Origin of the sequence: Vibrio ponticus (assembly GCF_009938225.1) — a bacterium.
In the GTDB taxonomy this organism is placed as follows: Bacteria; Pseudomonadota; Gammaproteobacteria; order Enterobacterales; family Vibrionaceae; genus Vibrio; species Vibrio ponticus.
Window position 1 is genome coordinate 244,013 of the sequence record NZ_AP019657.1, and the last position, 18,718, is coordinate 262,730.

At 46.8% G+C, this 18,718-nt stretch carries 15 protein-coding genes and 1 other RNA gene; 15 read left to right on the plus strand and 1 reads right to left on the minus strand.

What is annotated here, in order from left to right:
• Window positions 1-290: 290 nt before the first annotated feature.
• The 15 genes from rnpB (at window position 291) to lpxC (ending at window position 18,090) form a co-directional block, all read left to right on the plus strand.
• Window positions 291-720, plus strand: an RNA gene (gene rnpB, locus GZN30_RS01125) — RNase P RNA component class A.
• A 753-nt stretch (window positions 721-1,473) separates the two neighbouring features.
• Window positions 1,474-2,424: a 16S rRNA (cytosine(1402)-N(4))-methyltransferase RsmH gene (rsmH, locus tag GZN30_RS01130; protein ID WP_075649295.1), complete on the plus strand. Its 951-nt coding sequence runs from the start codon at window positions 1,474-1,476 to the stop codon at window positions 2,422-2,424.
• Window positions 2,425-2,430: 6 nt separating this feature from the next.
• Window positions 2,431-2,748, plus strand: coding sequence for a cell division protein FtsL (ftsL, locus tag GZN30_RS01135; RefSeq protein ID WP_075649294.1), 318 nt, complete (start codon window positions 2,431-2,433; stop codon window positions 2,746-2,748).
• Window positions 2,745-4,502 (plus strand): penicillin-binding transpeptidase domain-containing protein, encoded by a 1,758-nt coding sequence (locus tag GZN30_RS01140; RefSeq protein ID WP_075649293.1) that lies wholly within the window; start codon window positions 2,745-2,747, stop codon window positions 4,500-4,502. Before ftsL ends, GZN30_RS01140 begins: the two co-directional genes overlap by 4 nt.
• A gap of 15 nt (window positions 4,503-4,517) precedes the next feature.
• Window positions 4,518-5,999 (plus strand): UDP-N-acetylmuramoyl-L-alanyl-D-glutamate--2,6-diaminopimelate ligase, encoded by a 1,482-nt coding sequence (gene murE, locus GZN30_RS01145; RefSeq protein WP_075649292.1) that lies wholly within the window; start codon window positions 4,518-4,520, stop codon window positions 5,997-5,999.
• The gene (gene murF, locus GZN30_RS01150; RefSeq protein WP_075649291.1) at window positions 5,996-7,354 is read left to right on the plus strand and encodes a UDP-N-acetylmuramoyl-tripeptide--D-alanyl-D-alanine ligase; all 1,359 of its coding nucleotides are present in this window, start codon (window positions 5,996-5,998) and stop codon (window positions 7,352-7,354) included. Before murE ends, murF begins: the two co-directional genes overlap by 4 nt.
• Window positions 7,351-8,433, plus strand: a complete 1,083-nt coding sequence (gene mraY, locus GZN30_RS01155) for a phospho-N-acetylmuramoyl-pentapeptide-transferase (protein ID WP_075649290.1) — start codon at window positions 7,351-7,353, stop codon at window positions 8,431-8,433. The genes murF and mraY overlap by 4 nt, the downstream gene beginning before the upstream one ends.
• Window positions 8,434-8,451: 18 nt before the next feature.
• Window positions 8,452-9,768, plus strand: a complete 1,317-nt coding sequence (gene murD, locus GZN30_RS01160) for a UDP-N-acetylmuramoyl-L-alanine--D-glutamate ligase (protein WP_075649438.1) — start codon at window positions 8,452-8,454, stop codon at window positions 9,766-9,768.
• A 116-nt stretch (window positions 9,769-9,884) separates the two neighbouring features.
• Window positions 9,885-11,075, plus strand: coding sequence for a cell division protein FtsW (gene ftsW, locus GZN30_RS01165; protein ID WP_075649289.1), 1,191 nt, complete (start codon window positions 9,885-9,887; stop codon window positions 11,073-11,075).
• Entirely contained in the window at window positions 11,065-12,126 is a 1,062-nt protein-coding gene (murG, locus tag GZN30_RS01170; RefSeq protein WP_075649288.1) for an undecaprenyldiphospho-muramoylpentapeptide beta-N-acetylglucosaminyltransferase, read from the plus strand. The genes ftsW and murG overlap by 11 nt, the downstream gene beginning before the upstream one ends.
• 11 nt (window positions 12,127-12,137) lie before the next feature.
• Window positions 12,138-13,595, plus strand: a complete 1,458-nt coding sequence (murC, locus tag GZN30_RS01175) for a UDP-N-acetylmuramate--L-alanine ligase (protein ID WP_075649287.1) — start codon at window positions 12,138-12,140, stop codon at window positions 13,593-13,595.
• 174 nt (window positions 13,596-13,769) lie between these two features.
• Window positions 13,770-14,561 (plus strand): cell division protein FtsQ/DivIB, encoded by a 792-nt coding sequence (locus tag GZN30_RS01180; protein ID WP_075649286.1) that lies wholly within the window; start codon window positions 13,770-13,772, stop codon window positions 14,559-14,561.
• Window positions 14,545-15,819, plus strand: coding sequence for a cell division protein FtsA (gene ftsA / locus GZN30_RS01185; protein WP_075649285.1), 1,275 nt, complete (start codon window positions 14,545-14,547; stop codon window positions 15,817-15,819). The genes GZN30_RS01180 and ftsA overlap by 17 nt, the downstream gene beginning before the upstream one ends.
• Window positions 15,820-15,849: 30 nt before the next feature.
• A complete protein-coding gene (gene ftsZ / locus GZN30_RS01190) occupies window positions 15,850-17,076 on the plus strand; it encodes a cell division protein FtsZ (protein WP_075649284.1) in 1,227 nt (408 codons plus the stop codon).
• A 96-nt stretch (window positions 17,077-17,172) separates the two neighbouring features.
• Entirely contained in the window at window positions 17,173-18,090 is a 918-nt protein-coding gene (gene lpxC, locus GZN30_RS01195; RefSeq protein ID WP_075649283.1) for a UDP-3-O-acyl-N-acetylglucosamine deacetylase, read from the plus strand.
• A gap of 43 nt (window positions 18,091-18,133) precedes the next feature.
• Here the strand turns inward: lpxC and GZN30_RS01200 are convergent, their stop codons facing one another.
• Window positions 18,134-18,592 carry a DUF721 domain-containing protein gene (locus tag GZN30_RS01200; protein WP_075649282.1) on the minus strand — a complete coding sequence of 153 codons (459 nt, stop codon included), beginning with the start codon at window positions 18,590-18,592 and terminating at the stop codon, window positions 18,134-18,136.
• Window positions 18,593-18,718 lie beyond the last annotated feature (126 nt).

Below are 18,718 nucleotides of genomic sequence, written 5' to 3' on the forward strand. Positions count from 1 at the left end.
CGCGTTAGCGCGAGTAGGGAATCTTGTTTTGTTGTGTGAAAGCGAGATCCCCAACTCGCTCGTTCCTCGCTCTTGAGGGGCGTAAGGTTTGATGTTCAGTCTTGATTACTAAAAACCATTGACTCAACTCGTTCTCTAAAAAACAAAATATCCCGCATCCCGCATCCCGCATCCCGCATCCCGCATCCCGCATCCCGCATCGCCCACTTTCTAATCACTTAAACCGTTCATTGCACCATATTTGTGATCTTGCTAGACAGGGTGCGCCTAACTCTATACAATCCGCCCTCGGAGTTGACTGGGTAGTCGCTGCTTTGTTGATGTCCTTCGGGAGACTGACGTTGAGGTCCTTTGGGAAACTGACGTTGACGTCCTTCGGGAGACTGACAAAGGGGAGGAAAGTCCGGGCTCCATAGAGCAGGGTGCCAGGTAACGCCTGGGGGGCGCAAGCCTACGACAAGTGCAGCAGAGAGAAGACCGCCGATGGCCCGCAAGGGATCAGGTAAGGGTGAAAGGGTGCGGTAAGAGCGCACCGGACGACTGGCAACAGTTCGTTGCAGGGTAAACTCCACCCGGAGCAAGACCAAATAGGCCTCCACATTGCGTTGCTCGCGTAAGGAGGCGGGTAGGTTGCTCGAGCCAGTGAGCGATTGCTGGCCTAGACGAATGGCTACCGCCGCGCAAGCGGAACAGAACCCGGCTTATATGTCGGCTCCAATCCTTTGGATTCACAAGACCTCGCATTTATGCGGGGTCTTTGTGATCTTGGGACGAGAAAATTTCTGCCTCTCACAAAAATTCCACATCGCATTCGTTACATTATTTAAGTGCCCATCCATGCATTGGCGCTTATCTGGTGGTATTACCGTCTTTATTCGACGCTTTAATTTTGCAGACTTATAACTAAACGCTAAGTTTTATAAACCAAAGTGCTAGTTATAAATTGGTATTAAGGAACTACGTAGACTACGCTGTAGTTAGCGAAGAGAGCGTGAGCGTCCCCCGTTCATGCTTATCAAGCAACGCTCAATTGGTCAGCAAACTATGAGTGTTGTGTTGCTTGAGCCGTCTATAATGGCGGCTTTTTTTTACGATTTTTAGTTTTCACGCAATGGTTTTTACCGATGTCTCAAGTTTGTTTTGGGTTTAACGGTAGTGAGCGTTTACCCAGCACTCTTAGGTATGCTAATCTCCGTGCCGCTTGAAAAGAGGTGGTTGCACTAGTGGTTAAGCTGACTTGTCGATTGCGAGAGCTTGCCTGTGACAGCAATATTCCACCACGATACATTTTCGAGACCCATTGTGACGCATTCGTTATAATGGGTTTTTTGCTTTTTATTGACGAAATTTATTTTGTAAGCAATAAACTTAGCGCAATATCACGTGAAGCCTCCCTATCAAGGTGGCGTTAAGTGATGAAATCAGTACACTGAGAGTGAGCACGTATTACTACGCTAGCTAGATGAGATAACTATGACAGAAGCATTCAAACACATATCTGTATTACTAAATGAATCCATTGATGGGTTGGCAATTAAGCCAGATGGCACTTACATCGATGGTACGTTTGGTCGTGGCGGACACAGCCGCACTATCTTATCTAAACTGGGTGAGAATGGTCGCTTGTTTAGTATTGACCGCGACCCTCAAGCCATTGAAGAAGCAAAGAAGATTGATGATCCACGTTTTACGATTGTTCACGGTCCATTCTCGGGCATTGCAACTTACGCACAGCAGTATGATTTAGTGGGTAAGGTCGACGGTGTGCTGTTTGACTTAGGCGTATCGTCACCACAACTTGACGATGCTGAGCGCGGTTTTAGCTTCATGAAAGATGGTCCATTGGACATGCGTATGGACCCTACATCAGGGATTCCTGTGTCGCAATGGTTGATGGAAGCGGATCTGGACGATATCACTTGGGTTATCCGTGAGTTCGGTGAAGATAAGCATGCTCGTCGCATTGCCAAAGCGATCGTTGCTTACCGTGAAAACGAAGAGAATGAGCCACTAACGCGCACTGGTCAGTTAGCTAAGCTTATTTCTGAAGCGGCACCAAAAAGCTTCAAAGAGAAGAAGCACCCAGCAACGCGTGCATTCCAAGCATTCCGTATTTACATCAACAGTGAGCTAGAAGAGATCGATACTGCGTTGAAAGGCGCAGCAAGCATTCTTGCGCCAGAAGGTCGCTTATCAGTGATTAGCTTCCACTCACTGGAAGACCGCATGGTTAAACGCTTTATTCGTAAAGAGAGTAAAGGTCCGGAAGTACCACACGGTATTCCTTTGACGGAAGAACAAATTAAAGCGTTAGGCAGTGCTAACCTAAAAGCGGTCGGCAAAGCCATTAAGCCAAGCAAGCAGGAAATTGAAGTGAACGCGCGTTCACGCAGTTCAGTATTGCGCATTGCAGAAAAGCTTTAATTTGCTATGAAGAAAACCACACCGAATCTTGCAAAGTTGATTGGTCTTGACCTGATCACCGTCGGTCGCATTCCATTAGCGATGTTATTGCTTATTTTTGCAAGTGCAATGGCTGTGGTTTTTACTACCCACCATACGCGCGCTGCTATTTCTGAGAAAGACCAAGCATTGAAGGAGCGTGAACGTCTTGATGATGAGTGGCGAAACCTTTTGCTAGAAGAAACGGCATTAGCAGAGCATAGTCGCGTGCAAGCGGTGGCGAAACAAGACTTGGACATGAAGCGACCTGATTCAGATAAAGAAGTGGTGATTGATTTACCATGAGTTCCAAAAAAAAGGTCGAACCTGCGACCCAACCAACTACTGTTGAAGCGCCACAACTGATTCGTTGGCGCTTTAATCTCGTTCTATTCTTCGTATTTCTTATCTTTGCTGCGCTCGTCGCGCGAATCGGCTATATCCAAATTATCGAACCGGATAATCTAATCAAACAAGGTGATATGCGTTCGATTCGAGCTCAAACGCTCTATTCTGCGCGTGGTATTATTTCTGACCGTAATGGTGAGCCTTTGGCGGTGAGTGTGCCCGTTGAGGCAGTATGGGCCGATCCGGTGACCATCTTTAAGAAAGATGATGATGAACAAGCACAGCAAAGCGAATGGCCACAAGATATTGACCGCTGGCACGCGCTTGCGGATGTGCTTGGTCTTGATCGTCAAGAAATGATTGAGAAGATCAAAAAGAATAAGACTCGCCGTTTTATCTATCTACAGCGTCAAGTTAGTCCTGCGATGGCGAACTATATTCGTGAATTAAAGCTTGCGGGTATCGGTCTTAAGAAAGAGTCTCGTCGCTATTATCCTGCCGGTGAAGTGAGTGCGCACCTTGTTGGTGTGACAGGGATTGATGGTCATGGTCTAGAAGGCGTTGAACGCAGTTATGACAAGTGGCTCACAGGGGAAGCAGGCAAGCGTATTATCCGCAAAGACCGTTATGGTCGAGTGGTCGAAAATATTGCCCTTGAAGATCGAGAAGAGGGTAAGCCGTTAACACTTACTATCGATCAGCGCCTTCAGGCGATTGCGTATCGCGCCATTAAACAAGCGGTAGCGGATTATCGCGCTACGTCAGGTTCAGCGGTGGTGCTGGACGTGAAAACTGGCGCCGTGTTAGCGATGGTGAATGCGCCATCTTATAACCCGAATAATCGCTCTGATTTGCAATCGGCGAAAATGCGTAACCGAGTGATCACCGATGCGTTTGAACCGGGCTCAACGGTTAAGCCATTCGTCGTATTAGCTGCATTAGAAAATGGTGTGGCAGATGAAACCACAGTGATTGATACCGGCAACGGCATTATGCAGATTGGTGGTAGCCGCGTGCGTGATACCTCTAAAGTAGGTAAAGCTGACCTAACCACTATCTTGAAGAAATCAAGTAACATCGGTGTGGCAAAACTAGCGCTGAAAATGCCGCTTGAAGCCTTACTGGGTATGTATAGTTCGGTTGGGTTTGGTTCTCGCTCAGGATTGAACTTAGTCGGTGAAACAGACGGTATTTTTCCTAATCGCCGCCGTTGGTCTCAATTTGAAATTGCCACCTTGTCGTTTGGCTATGGTTTAACTATTACGCCGCTGCAACTTGCTCACGCTTACGCAACATTGGGTAACCTTGGTGAGTACCAACCAGTGCATATTATTGAGAACAATGAGCAAGATTTCTCACGCCAAGTGATCGATAAAAAACATGCCCGTATGGTTCTGGATATGTTGGAAACGGTGACTCAACCGGGTGGTACCGCAACCAAAGCTGCCGTTCCTGGGTATCGTATTGCAGCGAAAACGGGGACATCGCGTAAAGCGGTCGCCGGTGGTTATGGTGATGAATACTTTGCCTATACCGCAGGAGTGGCGCCAGCCAGTGATCCGCGTGTTGCGCTAGTGGTGATTGTCAATGAGCCGCAAGGTGATAACTACTATGGTGGTTCTGTAGCGGGTCCCGTGTTCTCTGAGATTATGAAAGGGACATTGCAGATCCTTAATATCGCACCGGACGAAAATAAATTTAAGCAGGAATAGAGTGAGACCTTCTAAATGTCTTTATGCCTCACGTTAAAAGAATTACTCGCGCCATGGTTTACCGTGCCGCAAACTCTCGCTGCAACCACAGTGAGTCAGCTAGAGTTAGATAGCCGCCAAGTTGAAACTGGCGTGACTTTTGTTGCGATTAAAGGTCATGCTGTTGATGGTCGACAATTTATTGATTCTGCGATTAGCAAGGGTGCCAATGCCGTTATCGCTCAGGCATGTGATACAAAACAGCATGGGCTGATAGAGTATCAAGGCGAAATCGCGATTATATACATCAATGACTTGGCTGAGATCCTATCTCAACTTGCGGGTCGCTTATACGCCAAGCATGATAATCAATTGATTGCGGTAACAGGCACCAATGGTAAAACGACCATCACGCAACTTATCGCACAGTGGCTTGAACTGGTCGATTATCGAGCGGCAGTGATGGGGACCACAGGTAATGGGTTCCTTGCAGATCTTCAGCCAGCAGCCAACACCACAGGCAACGCGGTTGATGTGCAACGTACTATCGCGCAACTTGCTGAACAAGGGGCTCAATATACGGCGCTTGAGGTCTCATCGCATGGTTTAGTTCAAGGTCGCGTGCGCGCTTTGCCTTTTGCCGCTGGTGTATTCACGAACCTTAGCCGTGACCACTTAGATTATCACGGCACAATGGAAGAGTACGCCGAAGCGAAGTTTAGCCTATTTAGCCAACATCTCTGCCAGCGAGCGATCATCAATATTGATGATAAAGTGGGCGCGCAGTGGTGCGAACGCTTGGAAGATGCCATTGCGGTTTCACTCTATCCGCAGACAGATGCCAATGCGGTTTGGGCAACATCGGTCACTTATTCTGAGCAAGGTATCGAGATTGCATTTGATGGCAAGTTTGGTGCAGGTCAGCTCCATGCTCCACTGATTGGTGAATTTAACGCTTCCAATGTGTTGCTGGCACTTACCACCTTGTTAGCGCTTGGTATTGATAAACACTTACTACTTGAAATGGCGCCACAGTTGGTGCCAGTGTTGGGTCGTATGGAGTTGTTTGCTCATCAAGGAAAAGCCAAAGTTGTGGTTGATTATGCTCACACCCCCGATGCTTTAGAAAAAGCATTATGCGCACTGCGAGTTCATTGCCATGGTCACTTGTGGGCGATTTTTGGTTGTGGTGGCGACCGCGATAAAGGTAAGCGCCCTATGATGGCAGAAATCGGCGAGCGTTTGGCTGATCATGTCATTATTTCCGATGATAACCCTCGTAGCGAAAACCCAGCTGAGATCGTTCAAGATATGTTGGTAGGGATGACTCATCCTGACAAAGCCATTGTGCAGCATGATCGTTTTAAAGCGTTGCTTCATGCTATTGAGCATGCAAATGAGCAAGATATCATTTTGCTTGCCGGCAAAGGTCATGAAGATTACCAAGTGCTCGCCAATGAAACGATTCATTATTCCGATCGTGAGTCAGCGCAGCAACTATTAGGACTTACATCATGATTTCACTCACTTTAAGCCAACTGGCTGGCGTATTGAATGCCGAGTTAATTGGCGACGATTGCTCAATCATTCAAGTTTCAACCGATACGCGCAACATTGAATCTGGTGCGCTGTTTGTTGCGCTCGTAGGCGAGCGTTTTGATGCTCACGATTTTGTGCAGCAAGCGGTTGAAGCAGGCGCATCGGCATTATTGGTTTCTCGTCCTTTAGAGCTCGCAGTGCCGCAGCTCGTTGTAGCGGATAGTAAAGTGGCACTTGGTCAGTTGGGGGCTTATGTTCACCAACAATGTGCGACGCCAACCGTTGCGATCACCGGTAGTTGCGGTAAAACCACGGTGAAAGAGATGACGGCCAGCATTATGGCGCAAAGCGGTCAGGTTTTATTTACTGCGGGTAACTTTAACAATGATATCGGCGTACCGTTGACTCTACTGCGCTCGACACCAAAGGATGACTATGCCGTGATTGAGTTGGGTGCCAACCATATCGGCGAAATTGCTTATACATCAGCATTAGTCCAGCCGGATGTGGCGCTGGTGAACAATGTTGCCGCGGCGCACTTAGAAGGTTTTGGTTCGATCGATGGTGTGAAACAAGCCAAAGGGGAAATCTACCAAGGTTTGAAAGCTGGTGGTGTCGCAATCGTGAACCTTGAAAGCCATGGCGGTGAGTTCTGGCAAGCGGCATTAGCGGATAAGCAAGTTAAAACATTCTCGACTCAAGATGCGAGTGCGGACTTTTTTGCTGATAATGTGGGGTTAAACGCTGAAGGTGAAGCTCACTTTATTATGCATACTCCGCTCGGTAGCGTTAATGTTCAGTTAGGTATTATTGGACAACACAATGTGGCAAACGCATTAGCTGCCGCCGCATTAGCCATTGAGCTTGGGGCAGATTTAACAATGATCGCTTCTGGTTTGGCGCACTTAGCAAAAGTGAAAGGTCGAGTGGAAGTTGTCGCATTAAGCGATAACCTCAAACTGATTGATGACAGTTACAATGCCAGTGTTCCTGCTATGAAAGCGGCTGCGGATCTTTTAGCTGGATTTAGCGGCACTCGCTGGCTTATTTTGGGGAATATGGCAGAGTTAGGTGACGAAAGTCTTGAACTTCACCGTCAAGTCGGGGAACATGCAGCCCCATTTAATTTCGAGCAAGTGCTGACTTATGGCGCTGACGCAAAAGCGATCAGTGAGGTTTGTCAGGGTAAACACTTCGACTCACATGACCGCATGATTGAATTTATTGTACAGCAGTTGCCAAATCATACGGGCCCTCACACTTTATTAGTTAAAGGCGCGAACAGTGCTGGAATGAGTAAAGTCGCAACTGCGTTGAAGGAGATCTACTCATGATTATTTGGCTTGCAGAGCTGCTACAGCCATATTTTTCATTCTTCCGCTTATTTGAATACCTATCGTTTCGCGCGATTGTCAGTGTACTGACGGCATTAGGTCTTTCATTGTGGATGGGGCCGCACATGATCCGCCGTTTGCAGATGCTGCAAATCGGTCAGGTAGTGCGTAACGAAGGTCCTGAGTCTCACTTCAGCAAACGTGGTACACCAACCATGGGTGGGGTGATGATCCTTGCGGCTATTATTACCACCGTTTTGCTTTGGGCTGATCTGAGTAACCCTTATGTTTGGGCGGTGATTTTTGTCCTAGGTGGCTATGGTGCGGTTGGTTTCGTCGATGATTACCGCAAAGTTGTACGCAAGAACACCGACGGTTTGATTGCACGCTGGAAATACTTTTGGCAGTCGGTGATCGCTCTGATTGTCGCATTTGCTCTATACGCTCATGGTCATGATACGAGTGCAACTCAACTTGTGGTTCCGTTCTTTAAAGACGTAATGCCACAGCTTGGTCTACTGTACATCGTACTGACTTACTTTGTGATTGTCGGTACCAGTAATGCGGTGAACTTAACTGACGGTCTTGATGGTCTAGCGATCATGCCAACCGTGTTGGTTGCAGCAGGTTTCGCCGCGATTGCATGGGCGACTGGTAACGTTCAGTTTGCTAATTACTTGCATATCCCGCACGTGCCTTACGCTTCAGAGCTTGTGGTTGTATGTACGGCAATTGTTGGGGCAGGTCTTGGTTTCCTATGGTTTAACACTTATCCAGCACAAGTCTTTATGGGCGATGTCGGCTCACTCGCTCTTGGCGGTGCATTAGGTACGATCGCGGTATTGGTGCGCCAAGAGTTTGTGTTGGTGATTATGGGTGGTGTGTTCGTAATGGAAACACTATCGGTTATTTTGCAAGTTGGCTCTTATAAGCTTCGTGGTCAGCGTATTTTCCGTATGGCGCCAATCCACCACCACTATGAATTGAAAGGTTGGCCAGAGCCACGCGTCATTGTACGTTTCTGGATCATCTCAATTGTGCTAGTTCTTATTGGTCTTGCAACACTGAAAGTACGTTAAGGAATAAACACCATGACCATGCAGCGCTGGCAAGGTATTGAAAAAGTTGTGGTAGTAGGGCTCGGTATCACCGGGCTCTCTGTTGTAAAACATTTGATGCGCTTACCTGCGAGTTTGCAGGTCAAAGTCATTGATACGCGAGACAACCCTCCAGGCAAAGAAGAATTGCCAGCGGATGTGGAATTGCATGCGGGTGGTTGGCGCTTAGATTGGCTTCTAGAAGCGGATCTTGTCGTCACTAACCCTGGTATCGCGTTAGCAACGCCTGAAATTCAGCAAGTGCTCGCAGCCAATATCCCAGTCGTTGGTGATATCGAACTGTTTGCTTGGCATGTGACTAAGCCTGTAGTTGCGATTACGGGTTCAAACGGCAAAAGCACCGTGACGGACCTCACTGGCGTGGTGGCAAAAGCCGCAGGCTTGCAAGTGGGCGTAGGTGGTAACATTGGTGTGCCAGCACTCGACCTACTCGAGCAAGATGCAGATCTCTATGTGCTTGAGTTATCGAGCTTTCAACTCGAAACTACGTCGAGCCTTGAACTCGTTGCAGCCGCGTTTTTGAACTTGTCTGAAGACCATATGGATCGCTACCAAGGTATGGCTGATTACCGCCAGGCTAAGCTGCGTATTTTTGACCACGCTCAAGCTTGTATTGTGAATGCTGACGATACTGCAACTTATCCAGATGTCAGCAAAAACTTGGTTACGTTCTCTGTGGACACTGATGCCGACGCGTGTGTTACTCACACAGATGGTCGCGAGTACCTCACCTTCGATGGTCAACCGATCCTTGCCGTTGAGTCATTGAGCTTAGTTGGACGCCATAATGTCGCTAACGCTTTAGTGGTGATTGCGCTGCTATACAAAGCTGGGGTGGATGTTAAAGCGGGCTTAGAGGCAATGAAATCTTACCGTGGTCTGACACATCGCTGCCAAGTTGTTGCGGATAATCAAGGTATTAAGTGGGTCAATGATTCTAAAGCGACCAATGTGGCGAGTACCTTAGCCGCGTTGTCTGGCTTAAACTTGGCTGGAAAACTCTATCTGTTGGTAGGGGGCGAAGGAAAAGGTGCCGATTTTAGTGAGTTAGCCCCGGCTTTAGCGCGTCTTAACGTACAGCTGTGCTGTTTTGGCGCAGATGGTGATAAGTTTATGCCACTGCATCCGTCAGCAAAGCGCTTTGAAACCATGCAAGAGATTGTTGAATGGAGTAAGCCTCAGTTGCAGTCAGGGGATATGGTTTTACTCTCTCCAGCTTGTGCAAGCTTTGATCAGTTTAATAACTTTATGGCGCGTGGTGATTTTTTTGCGAGTTTAGCAAAACAGTACGCTTAATTTACATCGAGTGCGCGGCTTGATTAAGCAATGGCTATTGCTTGTTCAAATTACTTTGCCGCGCTCGTTACAGCTTATGGATAAGAGCTTAGCTAGAAAAAGAGATAAATAACTACATGCCGTTGCGAGAACACGTCGCCAGTTTTAAACAGTGGTTTACTCGACCAGCACCTGAAGCACTCTTTGACCGTCAATTAGTGTGGATTTCGCTCGGGCTGATGTTAACAGGCTTGGTGATGGTGACCTCCGCTTCATTTCCTATCAGCTATCGTCTGACCGATGGTCCTTTCCACTTTATGTTTCGTCATGCAGTTTTCATTATTCTTGCATTGATGGCTTCGACGGTCATCTTACAAGTGCAGATGAAACATTGGTTTAAGTACGGTTATATTCTTCTCATTGCCTCGATATTCTTACTGTTTGTGGTTTTGGTTGCTGGCAAGTCGGTAAATGGTGCATCTCGCTGGATACCACTCGGTCTGTTTAACTTACAGCCGGCAGAAGTCGCCAAGCTGTCGTTGTTTATTTTTATGGCTGGCTATTTAGTGCGCAAGCAAGAGGAAGTGCGTGCAACCTTTAAAGGTGGCTTCATCAAACCGATCATAGTGTTCGGAACACTCGCACTGCTATTGCTGGCACAGCCGGACTTAGGTACGGTGATCGTAATGCTGGTGACCTTATTTGGCATGTTGTTTATCGCTGGGGCAAAGCTGACTCAGTTTATTGCTCTTATGGTGGTTGGAATCGCGATCGTAATTGCACTGATCGTTTTTGAGCCTTACCGTATGCGACGCATGACGTCCTTCTTAGACCCTTGGGAAAACCCGTTTGGTGACGGCTATCAGCTCACTCAATCTTTGATGGCATTTGGTCGCGGAGAGTGGTTTGGTCAAGGGCTCGGAAACTCGATCCAAAAGCTGGCTTACTTACCTGAAGCCCACACTGACTTTGTTTTCGCGGTACTTGCGGAAGAGTTAGGTTTTGTTGGTGTGGTATTGGTTTTGATGTTGATCTTTAGTTTAGTGCTTAAAGCGATATTTATTGGTCGCAGAGCATTTGAAATTGAAGAGTTTTTTGGTGGCTATTTGTCATTTGGTATTGGCATTTGGTTCGCTTTCCAAACCTTAGTCAACGTTGGTGCGGCAGCGGGTATCGTGCCGACTAAAGGTCTAACGCTACCATTGATCAGTTATGGTGGCTCGAGTTTGATTGTTATGTCGGTTGCCGTATCTATTTTATTACGTATCGACCATGAGTGCCGTCTTAAAGCACAACAACTAGAAAAGAACACAGAAGATGAGCAATAAAAAACGATTAATGGTAATGGCTGGTGGTACGGGAGGACATGTGTTCCCGGGGCTAGCGGTTGCAAAAAAACTTCAACAGCAGGGTTGGGAGATCCGTTGGTTAGGCACCGCTGACCGAATGGAAGCCGACCTAGTGCCTAAGCATGGCATTGAGATTGACTTTATTAAAGTGAAAGGCTTGCGTGGACAAGGGATCACGCGTTTGTTAGCTGCGCCTTTCCAAATTATCAATGCGATTTTTCAAGCTCGCGCGCACATGAAAGCATGGCGCCCGGATGCGGTACTTGGCATGGGTGGGTATGTGAGCGGGCCTGGCGGAGTGGCGGCATGGTTACTCGGCATTCCAGTGGTGCTGCATGAACAGAATGCTGTGGCAGGGTTAACCAACCAATGGCTGGCGAAAATTGCGAAAAAAGTTTTTCAAGCATTTCCGGGTGCATTTCCAACCGCACAAGTTGTTGGTAACCCAGTGCGAGAAGATGTAGTAGCGTTGCCGGCACCACAAGAGCGTATGCAAGATCGCCAAGGTCCAATTCGCATCTTAGTCATGGGTGGCAGCCAAGGCGCACGTATCCTTAACCAAACAATGCCACAGGTGATGGCAAAGCTCGGTGACGGTTATCAAGTTCGTCATCAAGCGGGTAAAAATAGCCAACAAGAAGTGGCTGAGGCGTATCAGGCAAACCAAGTAACTCAAGCAGAGAGTACGGAGTTTATCGATGATGTGGCTGCTGCGTATGAGTGGGCGGATCTACTCGTGTGTCGCTCTGGCGCCTTGACCGTTTCAGAAGTATCAGCTGCGGGTGTTGGTGCTATCTTTATTCCATTTATGCACAAAGACAGACAGCAAGCGTTGAATGCTGACCATTTGGTTGAGTGCGGCGCTGCAAAAATGATTGAGCAACCTGAGCTAACCGTCGAGAAGCTAACCGATGAGATCCTGTCGTTGGATCGCAGCAAATTGCAACAGATGGCTATCCTAGCAAGGGGAGCGGCTAAGTTAGACGCGGATCGCGTTGTCGCAGATGCGATTATCGCACTAACCAAATAACGAGATACAGAATGACCGTAAAACACACACAAGATTTGGCTCAAATTCGAGCTATGGTGCCAGAAATGCGCCGCGTTAAGTCGATTCACTTTATTGGTATTGGTGGTGCTGGTATGTGTGGTATCGCCGAAGTACTCCTTAACGAAGGCTACCAAATTACCGGTTCTGATATTGCAGAAAATGCAGTCACTGAGCGCTTAACTGAAAAAGGCGCAACGGTATTTATTGGGCATCAAGCAGAAAATGTTGCTCAAGCGAGTGTCGTGGTTGTATCCACTGCGATTAACGAAGAGAATCCAGAAATTAAAGCGGCGCGTGAAGCGCGTATTCCAGTGGTACGCCGCGCAGAAATGCTGGCGGAGCTGATGCGTTTTCGTCATGGTATTGCAGTCGCAGGTACGCACGGCAAAACCACCACGACCGCACTAGTTACGCAAATCTATTCCGAAGCAGGGCTTGATCCAACCTTTGTTAATGGTGGCTTAGTTAAGAGTGCCGGCACGAATGCTCGTTTAGGCTCAAGTCGTATCTTGATTGCCGAAGCGGATGAGAGTGATGCTTCGTTTCTTCACTTGCAGCCAATGGTAAGCATCGTCACCAATATCGAAGCAGACCATATGGATACCTATGGTGGTGACTTTGAAACCTTAAAGCAAACCTTTATCGATTTTCTACATAACCTTCCGTTCTACGGTCAAGCGATCCTATGTATTGATGATCCGGTTGTACGTGAGTTAATCCCGCGCGTAAGTCGTCAAGTGATCACTTATGGTTTCTCGGAGGATGCTGACGTACGTATTGAAAACTATCGTCAAGAAGGTCAGCAAGGTAAGTTTACTGTGGTACGTAAAGGGCGTGCGAATCTTGATATCACGTTGAACATTCCGGGTCGTCACAATGCACTGAATGCTTCGGCTGCAATTGCGGTGGCAACGGAAGATGATATCGCCGATGAAGCTATTTTAAGTGCGATGCTAGGCACGCAAGGTACGGGGCGCCGCTTTGATCATTTAGGTGAATTTGAAACCGGCAATGGTCACGCAATGTTAGTCGATGATTACGGTCACCACCCAACAGAAGTGGGCGTTACCATTCAAGCCGCAAGAAGCGGTTGGACAGATAAGCGTTTAGTGATGGTTTTCCAACCTCACCGCTATAGCCGAACTCGTGATTTGTACGATGATTTTGCTAACGTACTTGAGCAGGTCGATGTGTTGATCATGTTGGATGTGTACGCGGCGGGCGAGAAGCCAATCGCTGGGGCTGATGGTCGCTCTTTATGCCGTACGATTCGCAGTCGTGGCAAGATTGACCCTATTTTTGTCTCAGATAGCGCGACTCTACCGTCAGTATTAGCCAATGTGTTGCAAGATGGTGACCTGGTCTTGACGCAAGGAGCGGGTGATGTGGGTAAAATTGCTAAGCAACTGGCTGCTTTAGAGCTCAACATTGCTAAAATGCAGGCTTGATAGTGAGATTTTTGAAGATTTAGCGCATTTATTGCGTTAAAAAAAGGATTTCTCACTTTCAAGGTTTGATACTTTTTACGACCCCAGTATAATCCGAGGGTTATAGTGAATGCTTTAGCCTATACGAAGGGATAGGAAGTAAGAATTGCGAGCGTATAACAAGGACAACGGACTTTGATTAGCACACCTTTTCCCCAAGACCGTCGTCTAAAAGGCTTTCCCGTCATTAAAGAACATTTAGTGGGCGGGAGCTTTTTTGTTATGGTGATAGTCTTAATTGGCTCTCTGCTCTTCTCGACTGTTTCTTGGATGTGGGATGATCAACGACTGCCATTATCCAAACTTGTCCTTCAAGGTGAGTTGGAATATGTCACTGCGCTAGATGTACAACGGGCGTTTTCCACGTTAGATCACGTGGGAACCTTTATGTCACAAGACATAGACGTATTGCAGGGTGTAATCGAACAGATTCCATGGGTTTCCCATGTATCAATCCGCAAACAGTGGCCCGATACAATCAAAGTGTTTTTAACCGAGCATCATGCGAGTGCCATTTGGAACGGTGATGCGCTGTTAGACAGCAATGGTCAGATATTTAATGGTGATTTAGGTAAGCTAAAAGGCGATCGAGTCAAACTCTATGGCCCGGAAGGTTCTAACCTAGAAGTGCTGCAAACTTGGCAGCGCATTAGCCAATTATTTGAACCGCTGGGTTTGACGATTACCTCACTGGTCTTAAATGACCGACGTGCTTGGCAGATTATCCTCGACAACGGTATTCGTTTAGAGTTAGGCAAAGAGTCACTTGATGAGCGTATTAATCGCTTTATCTCGTTGTATAACAGTTTAGGTAGCGATGCTCAGCGAGTTAGCTACATTGACCTTAGATACGATACGGGAGCCGCAGTAGGCTGGTTCCCAGAACAAGAGTCAGAGCAAGAGAGTACAGATGACGAAGACCGCTGATGACAACATTATTGTTGGTCTAGATATAGGCACTGCAACCGTATCAGCACTGGTAGGGGAAGTTCTACCTGACGGTCAAATCAACATCATTGGCGCGGGTACCAGTCCATCACGTGGTATGGACAAAGGTGGCGTAAACGATCTTGAGTCCGTAGTTAAATCGGTACAGCGAGCTGTAAACCAAGCGGAACTGATGGCGGAATGTCAGATTCGCAATGTATATATTTCCATTTCTGGTCGCCATATTGCGAGCCGTATAGAAAAAGGAATGGGAACTATTTCTGATGAAGAAGTCTCTCAAGAAGATATGGATCGTGCGATTCATACTGCAAAATCAATCAAAATTGGTGACGAGCAGCGCATTCTTCACGTAATTCCGCAAGAATTTACCATTGATTACCAAGAGGGGATTAAAAACCCGCTAGGTTTATCAGGGGTGCGCATGGAAGTGAGTGTGCACTTGATCTCTTGCCACAATGATATGGCAAGAAACATTATTAAAGCGGTTGAGCGTTGTGGCTTAACTGTTGAACACTTGGTTTATTCAGGCTTAGCGGCAAGTAATGCAGTTATTACCGAAGATGAGCGTGAATTAGGTGTCTGTGTCGTGGATATCGGTGCAGGGACCATGGATGTGTCAATTTGGACTGGCGGCGCGTTAAGGCATACGGAAGTATTTTCTTACGCAGGTAATGCGGTAACGAGTGATATCGCTTTCGCATTTGGTACACCAGTCAGTGATGCTGAAGAAATCAAAGTAAAATATGGCTGTGCTCTTAGTGAGCTAGTCAGTAAAGACGATACGGTTAATGTTCCTAGTGTGGGTGGTCGTCCTTCACGTAGCTTACAACGACAAACTTTGTCGGAAGTGATTGAACCACGATATACTGAATTAATGGGACTAGTTAACCAAACTATCGATACTATTCAAGATAAATTGCGTGAAGATGGCATTAAACACCATCTTGCTGCGGGTGTAGTTCTAACCGGCGGTGCGGCAAAAATTGAAGGATTGGTAGAGTGTGCGGAACGCGTGTTCCGTAACCAAGTTCGAGTTGGCAAACCTCTAGAGGTGAGCGGGCTTACAGATTACGTAAAAGAGCCGTGTCATTCTACGGCAGTTGGTTTACTTCATTACGCAAGAGACAGTCAAATCAACGATGAGACTGAATACAATGAGCCAAAGCGTCAGATGACTGACGGTTCATTATTTAGTCGCTCGCGTAATTGGGTACTAAAGATACTAAAAGAGTTTTAACCTGAGCAGCAGGAAAAACGGAGATAACACATGTTTGAACCGATGATGGAAATGTCTGACGATGCGGTAATTAAAGTCGTTGGGGTTGGTGGCGGTGGCGGTAATGCCGTTGAACACATGGTACGTGAGTCCATTGAAGGTGTTGAATTCATCAGCATCAACACTGATGCTCAAGCACTACGCAAGACTAGCGTAAACAGCGTCATCCAGATTGGTGGCGACATGACTAAAGGTCTTGGTGCAGGTGCAAACCCACAAGTGGGCCGTGACGCTGCTCTCGAAGATCGCGAAAGAATTAAAGAATCTATCTCTGGCGCCGATATGGTATTTATCGCAGCTGGTATGGGTGGTGGTACCGGTACAGGTGCGGCACCCGTTATCGCTGAAGTTGCGCGTGAGTTAGGTATCTTGACCGTTGCAGTAGTAACTAAGCCGTTTAGCTTCGAAGGTAAGAAGCGTATGGCGTTTGCTGAGCAAGGTATCGAAGAGTTGTCGAAACACGTTGACTCTCTAATTACGATTCCAAACGAGAAACTGTTAAAAGTACTTGGTCGTGGTATTACACTACTTGAAGCGTTTGCAAGCGCAAATGACGTACTGAAAAATGCAGTTCAAGGTATTGCTGAGCTAATTACTCGTCCAGGCATGATCAACGTCGACTTTGCTGACGTGCGTACAGTAATGTCTGAGATGGGTCATGCAATGATGGGTAGCGGTGTCGCAAAAGGCGAAGACCGTGCTGAAGAAGCGGCAGAGATGGCAATTTCTAGCCCACTTCTTGAAGATATCGATCTTGCTGGCGCTCGTGGTGTTCTAGTTAACATCACTGCAGGTCTAGATATGCGTCTTGATGAATTTGAAACTGTAGGTAATACAGTGAAAGCATTTGCATCGGACAATGCAACAGTGGTTATTGGTACCTCACTTGACCCTGACATGGCGGATGAAATCCGTGTTACTGTGGTAGCAACAGGTATTGGTAACGAGAAGAAGCCTGATATTACATTAGTAGCAGGTGGAAAAGCTAAAGTTGCTCCTGTGGCACAACCTCAGTCACAAGTTGCGACACAACAACCAGCAGCGGTAAAAGTAGAAGAGAAACCGGCACAAACATTGCAGGAAAAACCAGCAGTGACCACTCAACCGGCAACTCAATCTACATCAGCAGGTAATGGCGCGGCGCAGAGCACTGCACCGAAAGTAGAAAAAGATGGCTATTTAGACATCCCAGCTTTCCTACGCCGTCAAGCTGACTAACACTGTCATAATTTGACATGGTTCGAAAATGTGGTACGATACGCGACCGATAATTACATCGGTTGCGATTTGTAGCACCAATACTGAGGCAAGTAGATGATCAGACAACGTACTCTGAAAGAAATAGTGAAAACGACAGGTGTAGGTCTACACTCTGGGCGTAAAGTAACTTTGACTCTTCGCCCAGCAGCTGCAAACACTGGTATTATTTACCGTCGTGTAGATGTAAACCCACCAGTGGACTTCCCAGCGGATCCTGAATCAGTTCGCGATACAATGCTATGTACAGCATTGGTGAACGACCAAGGTATTCGTATCTCAACGGTAGAACATTTAAATGCAGCATTAGCTGGCATGGGTATCGATAACATTATTATCGAAGTTGACGCACCTGAAATCCCAATCATGGATGGCAGTGCAAGCCCATTCGTATTCTTGCTACAACAAGCAGGCATCGAAGAGCAAAATGCAGCAAAACGTTTTATTCGTATTAAGAAACCAGTTCGTTTCGAAAACGAAGATAAGTGGGCAGAATTTTTACCATTTAACGGTTTCCGTATGGACTTTGAGATTGAGTTCAACCACCCAGCGATTGAATCTGACGTACAACGTCTTGCTTTTGATTTCTCATCACAAAGCTTTGTAAAAGATATTTCTCGTGCGCGTACTTTTGGTTTTATGCGTGATATTGAATATCTTCAATCGCAAAACCTTGCTCTAGGTGGCAGTTTTGACAATGCAATCGTATTGGATGACTACCGCATTTTGAATGAGGAAGGTCTACGTTTTGATAATGAGCTAGTGACTCATAAAGTGTTGGATGCAATTGGTGACCTTTACATGTGTGGTCATCCAATCATTGGTGAATTCCGTGCGTTTAAATCAGGTCACGGTCTGAATAATCAATTACTGCGTTCAGTGCTTGCTGATCAAGAAGCGTGGGAATGGGTAACATTCGAACAAGAAGAAGTTTCTCCAGTAGCATTTGCAGAACCAAACATGGTTTTAGCGTAAGCTTCCCCAGATTAGAAAAAACCAGGCTTTGAGCCTGGTTTTTTTATGCCTTTTTGTTAGCAAGCTGCGCTAAACTTTCCAATCGTGCCTTTATTTTTGGTGGCGCATTTTGCGCGACAGTTTTTAGGTATTCTGCCGCGGTGTCTGAAATTGGGTCACGACTTTTCGTCTGCTTGGGTTGGGCGCTGGTTTTTACTCGGTAAAGATCAGGATTAATCTGCACTTCAACCGCAATTAAGCGAGCAAAGCCTTGTGAACGCAATTGATTGAGAATATTGAGACGATCGTAGTTGATCTTCATCATGATCGCCGCACTTGCCACTTCGATAACTAAATGATTATCCCTTAGGTTTGCCACACGGCAATGATCAACCGTATTCTTAGGCAAGATCGTTTTTAGCAATTGATTGATCGTCATGATCTCTTCGGCATGTTTTTGCAAGTTTGCAAAACGGGAGTCAGAGATGATCTCGTTGCCTAAAGTTGGGCGGTGGTCGCGCATCACTAAGCCTTAATATTTAAATTCATTTTTCATTCTAGCTAACCACAGCACCATCGAATAGTCTTTTTAACGGATAAAGATGCGCCATTCGTCGGCAAAAAATCACAAGTGCTTCAAACAATTCAA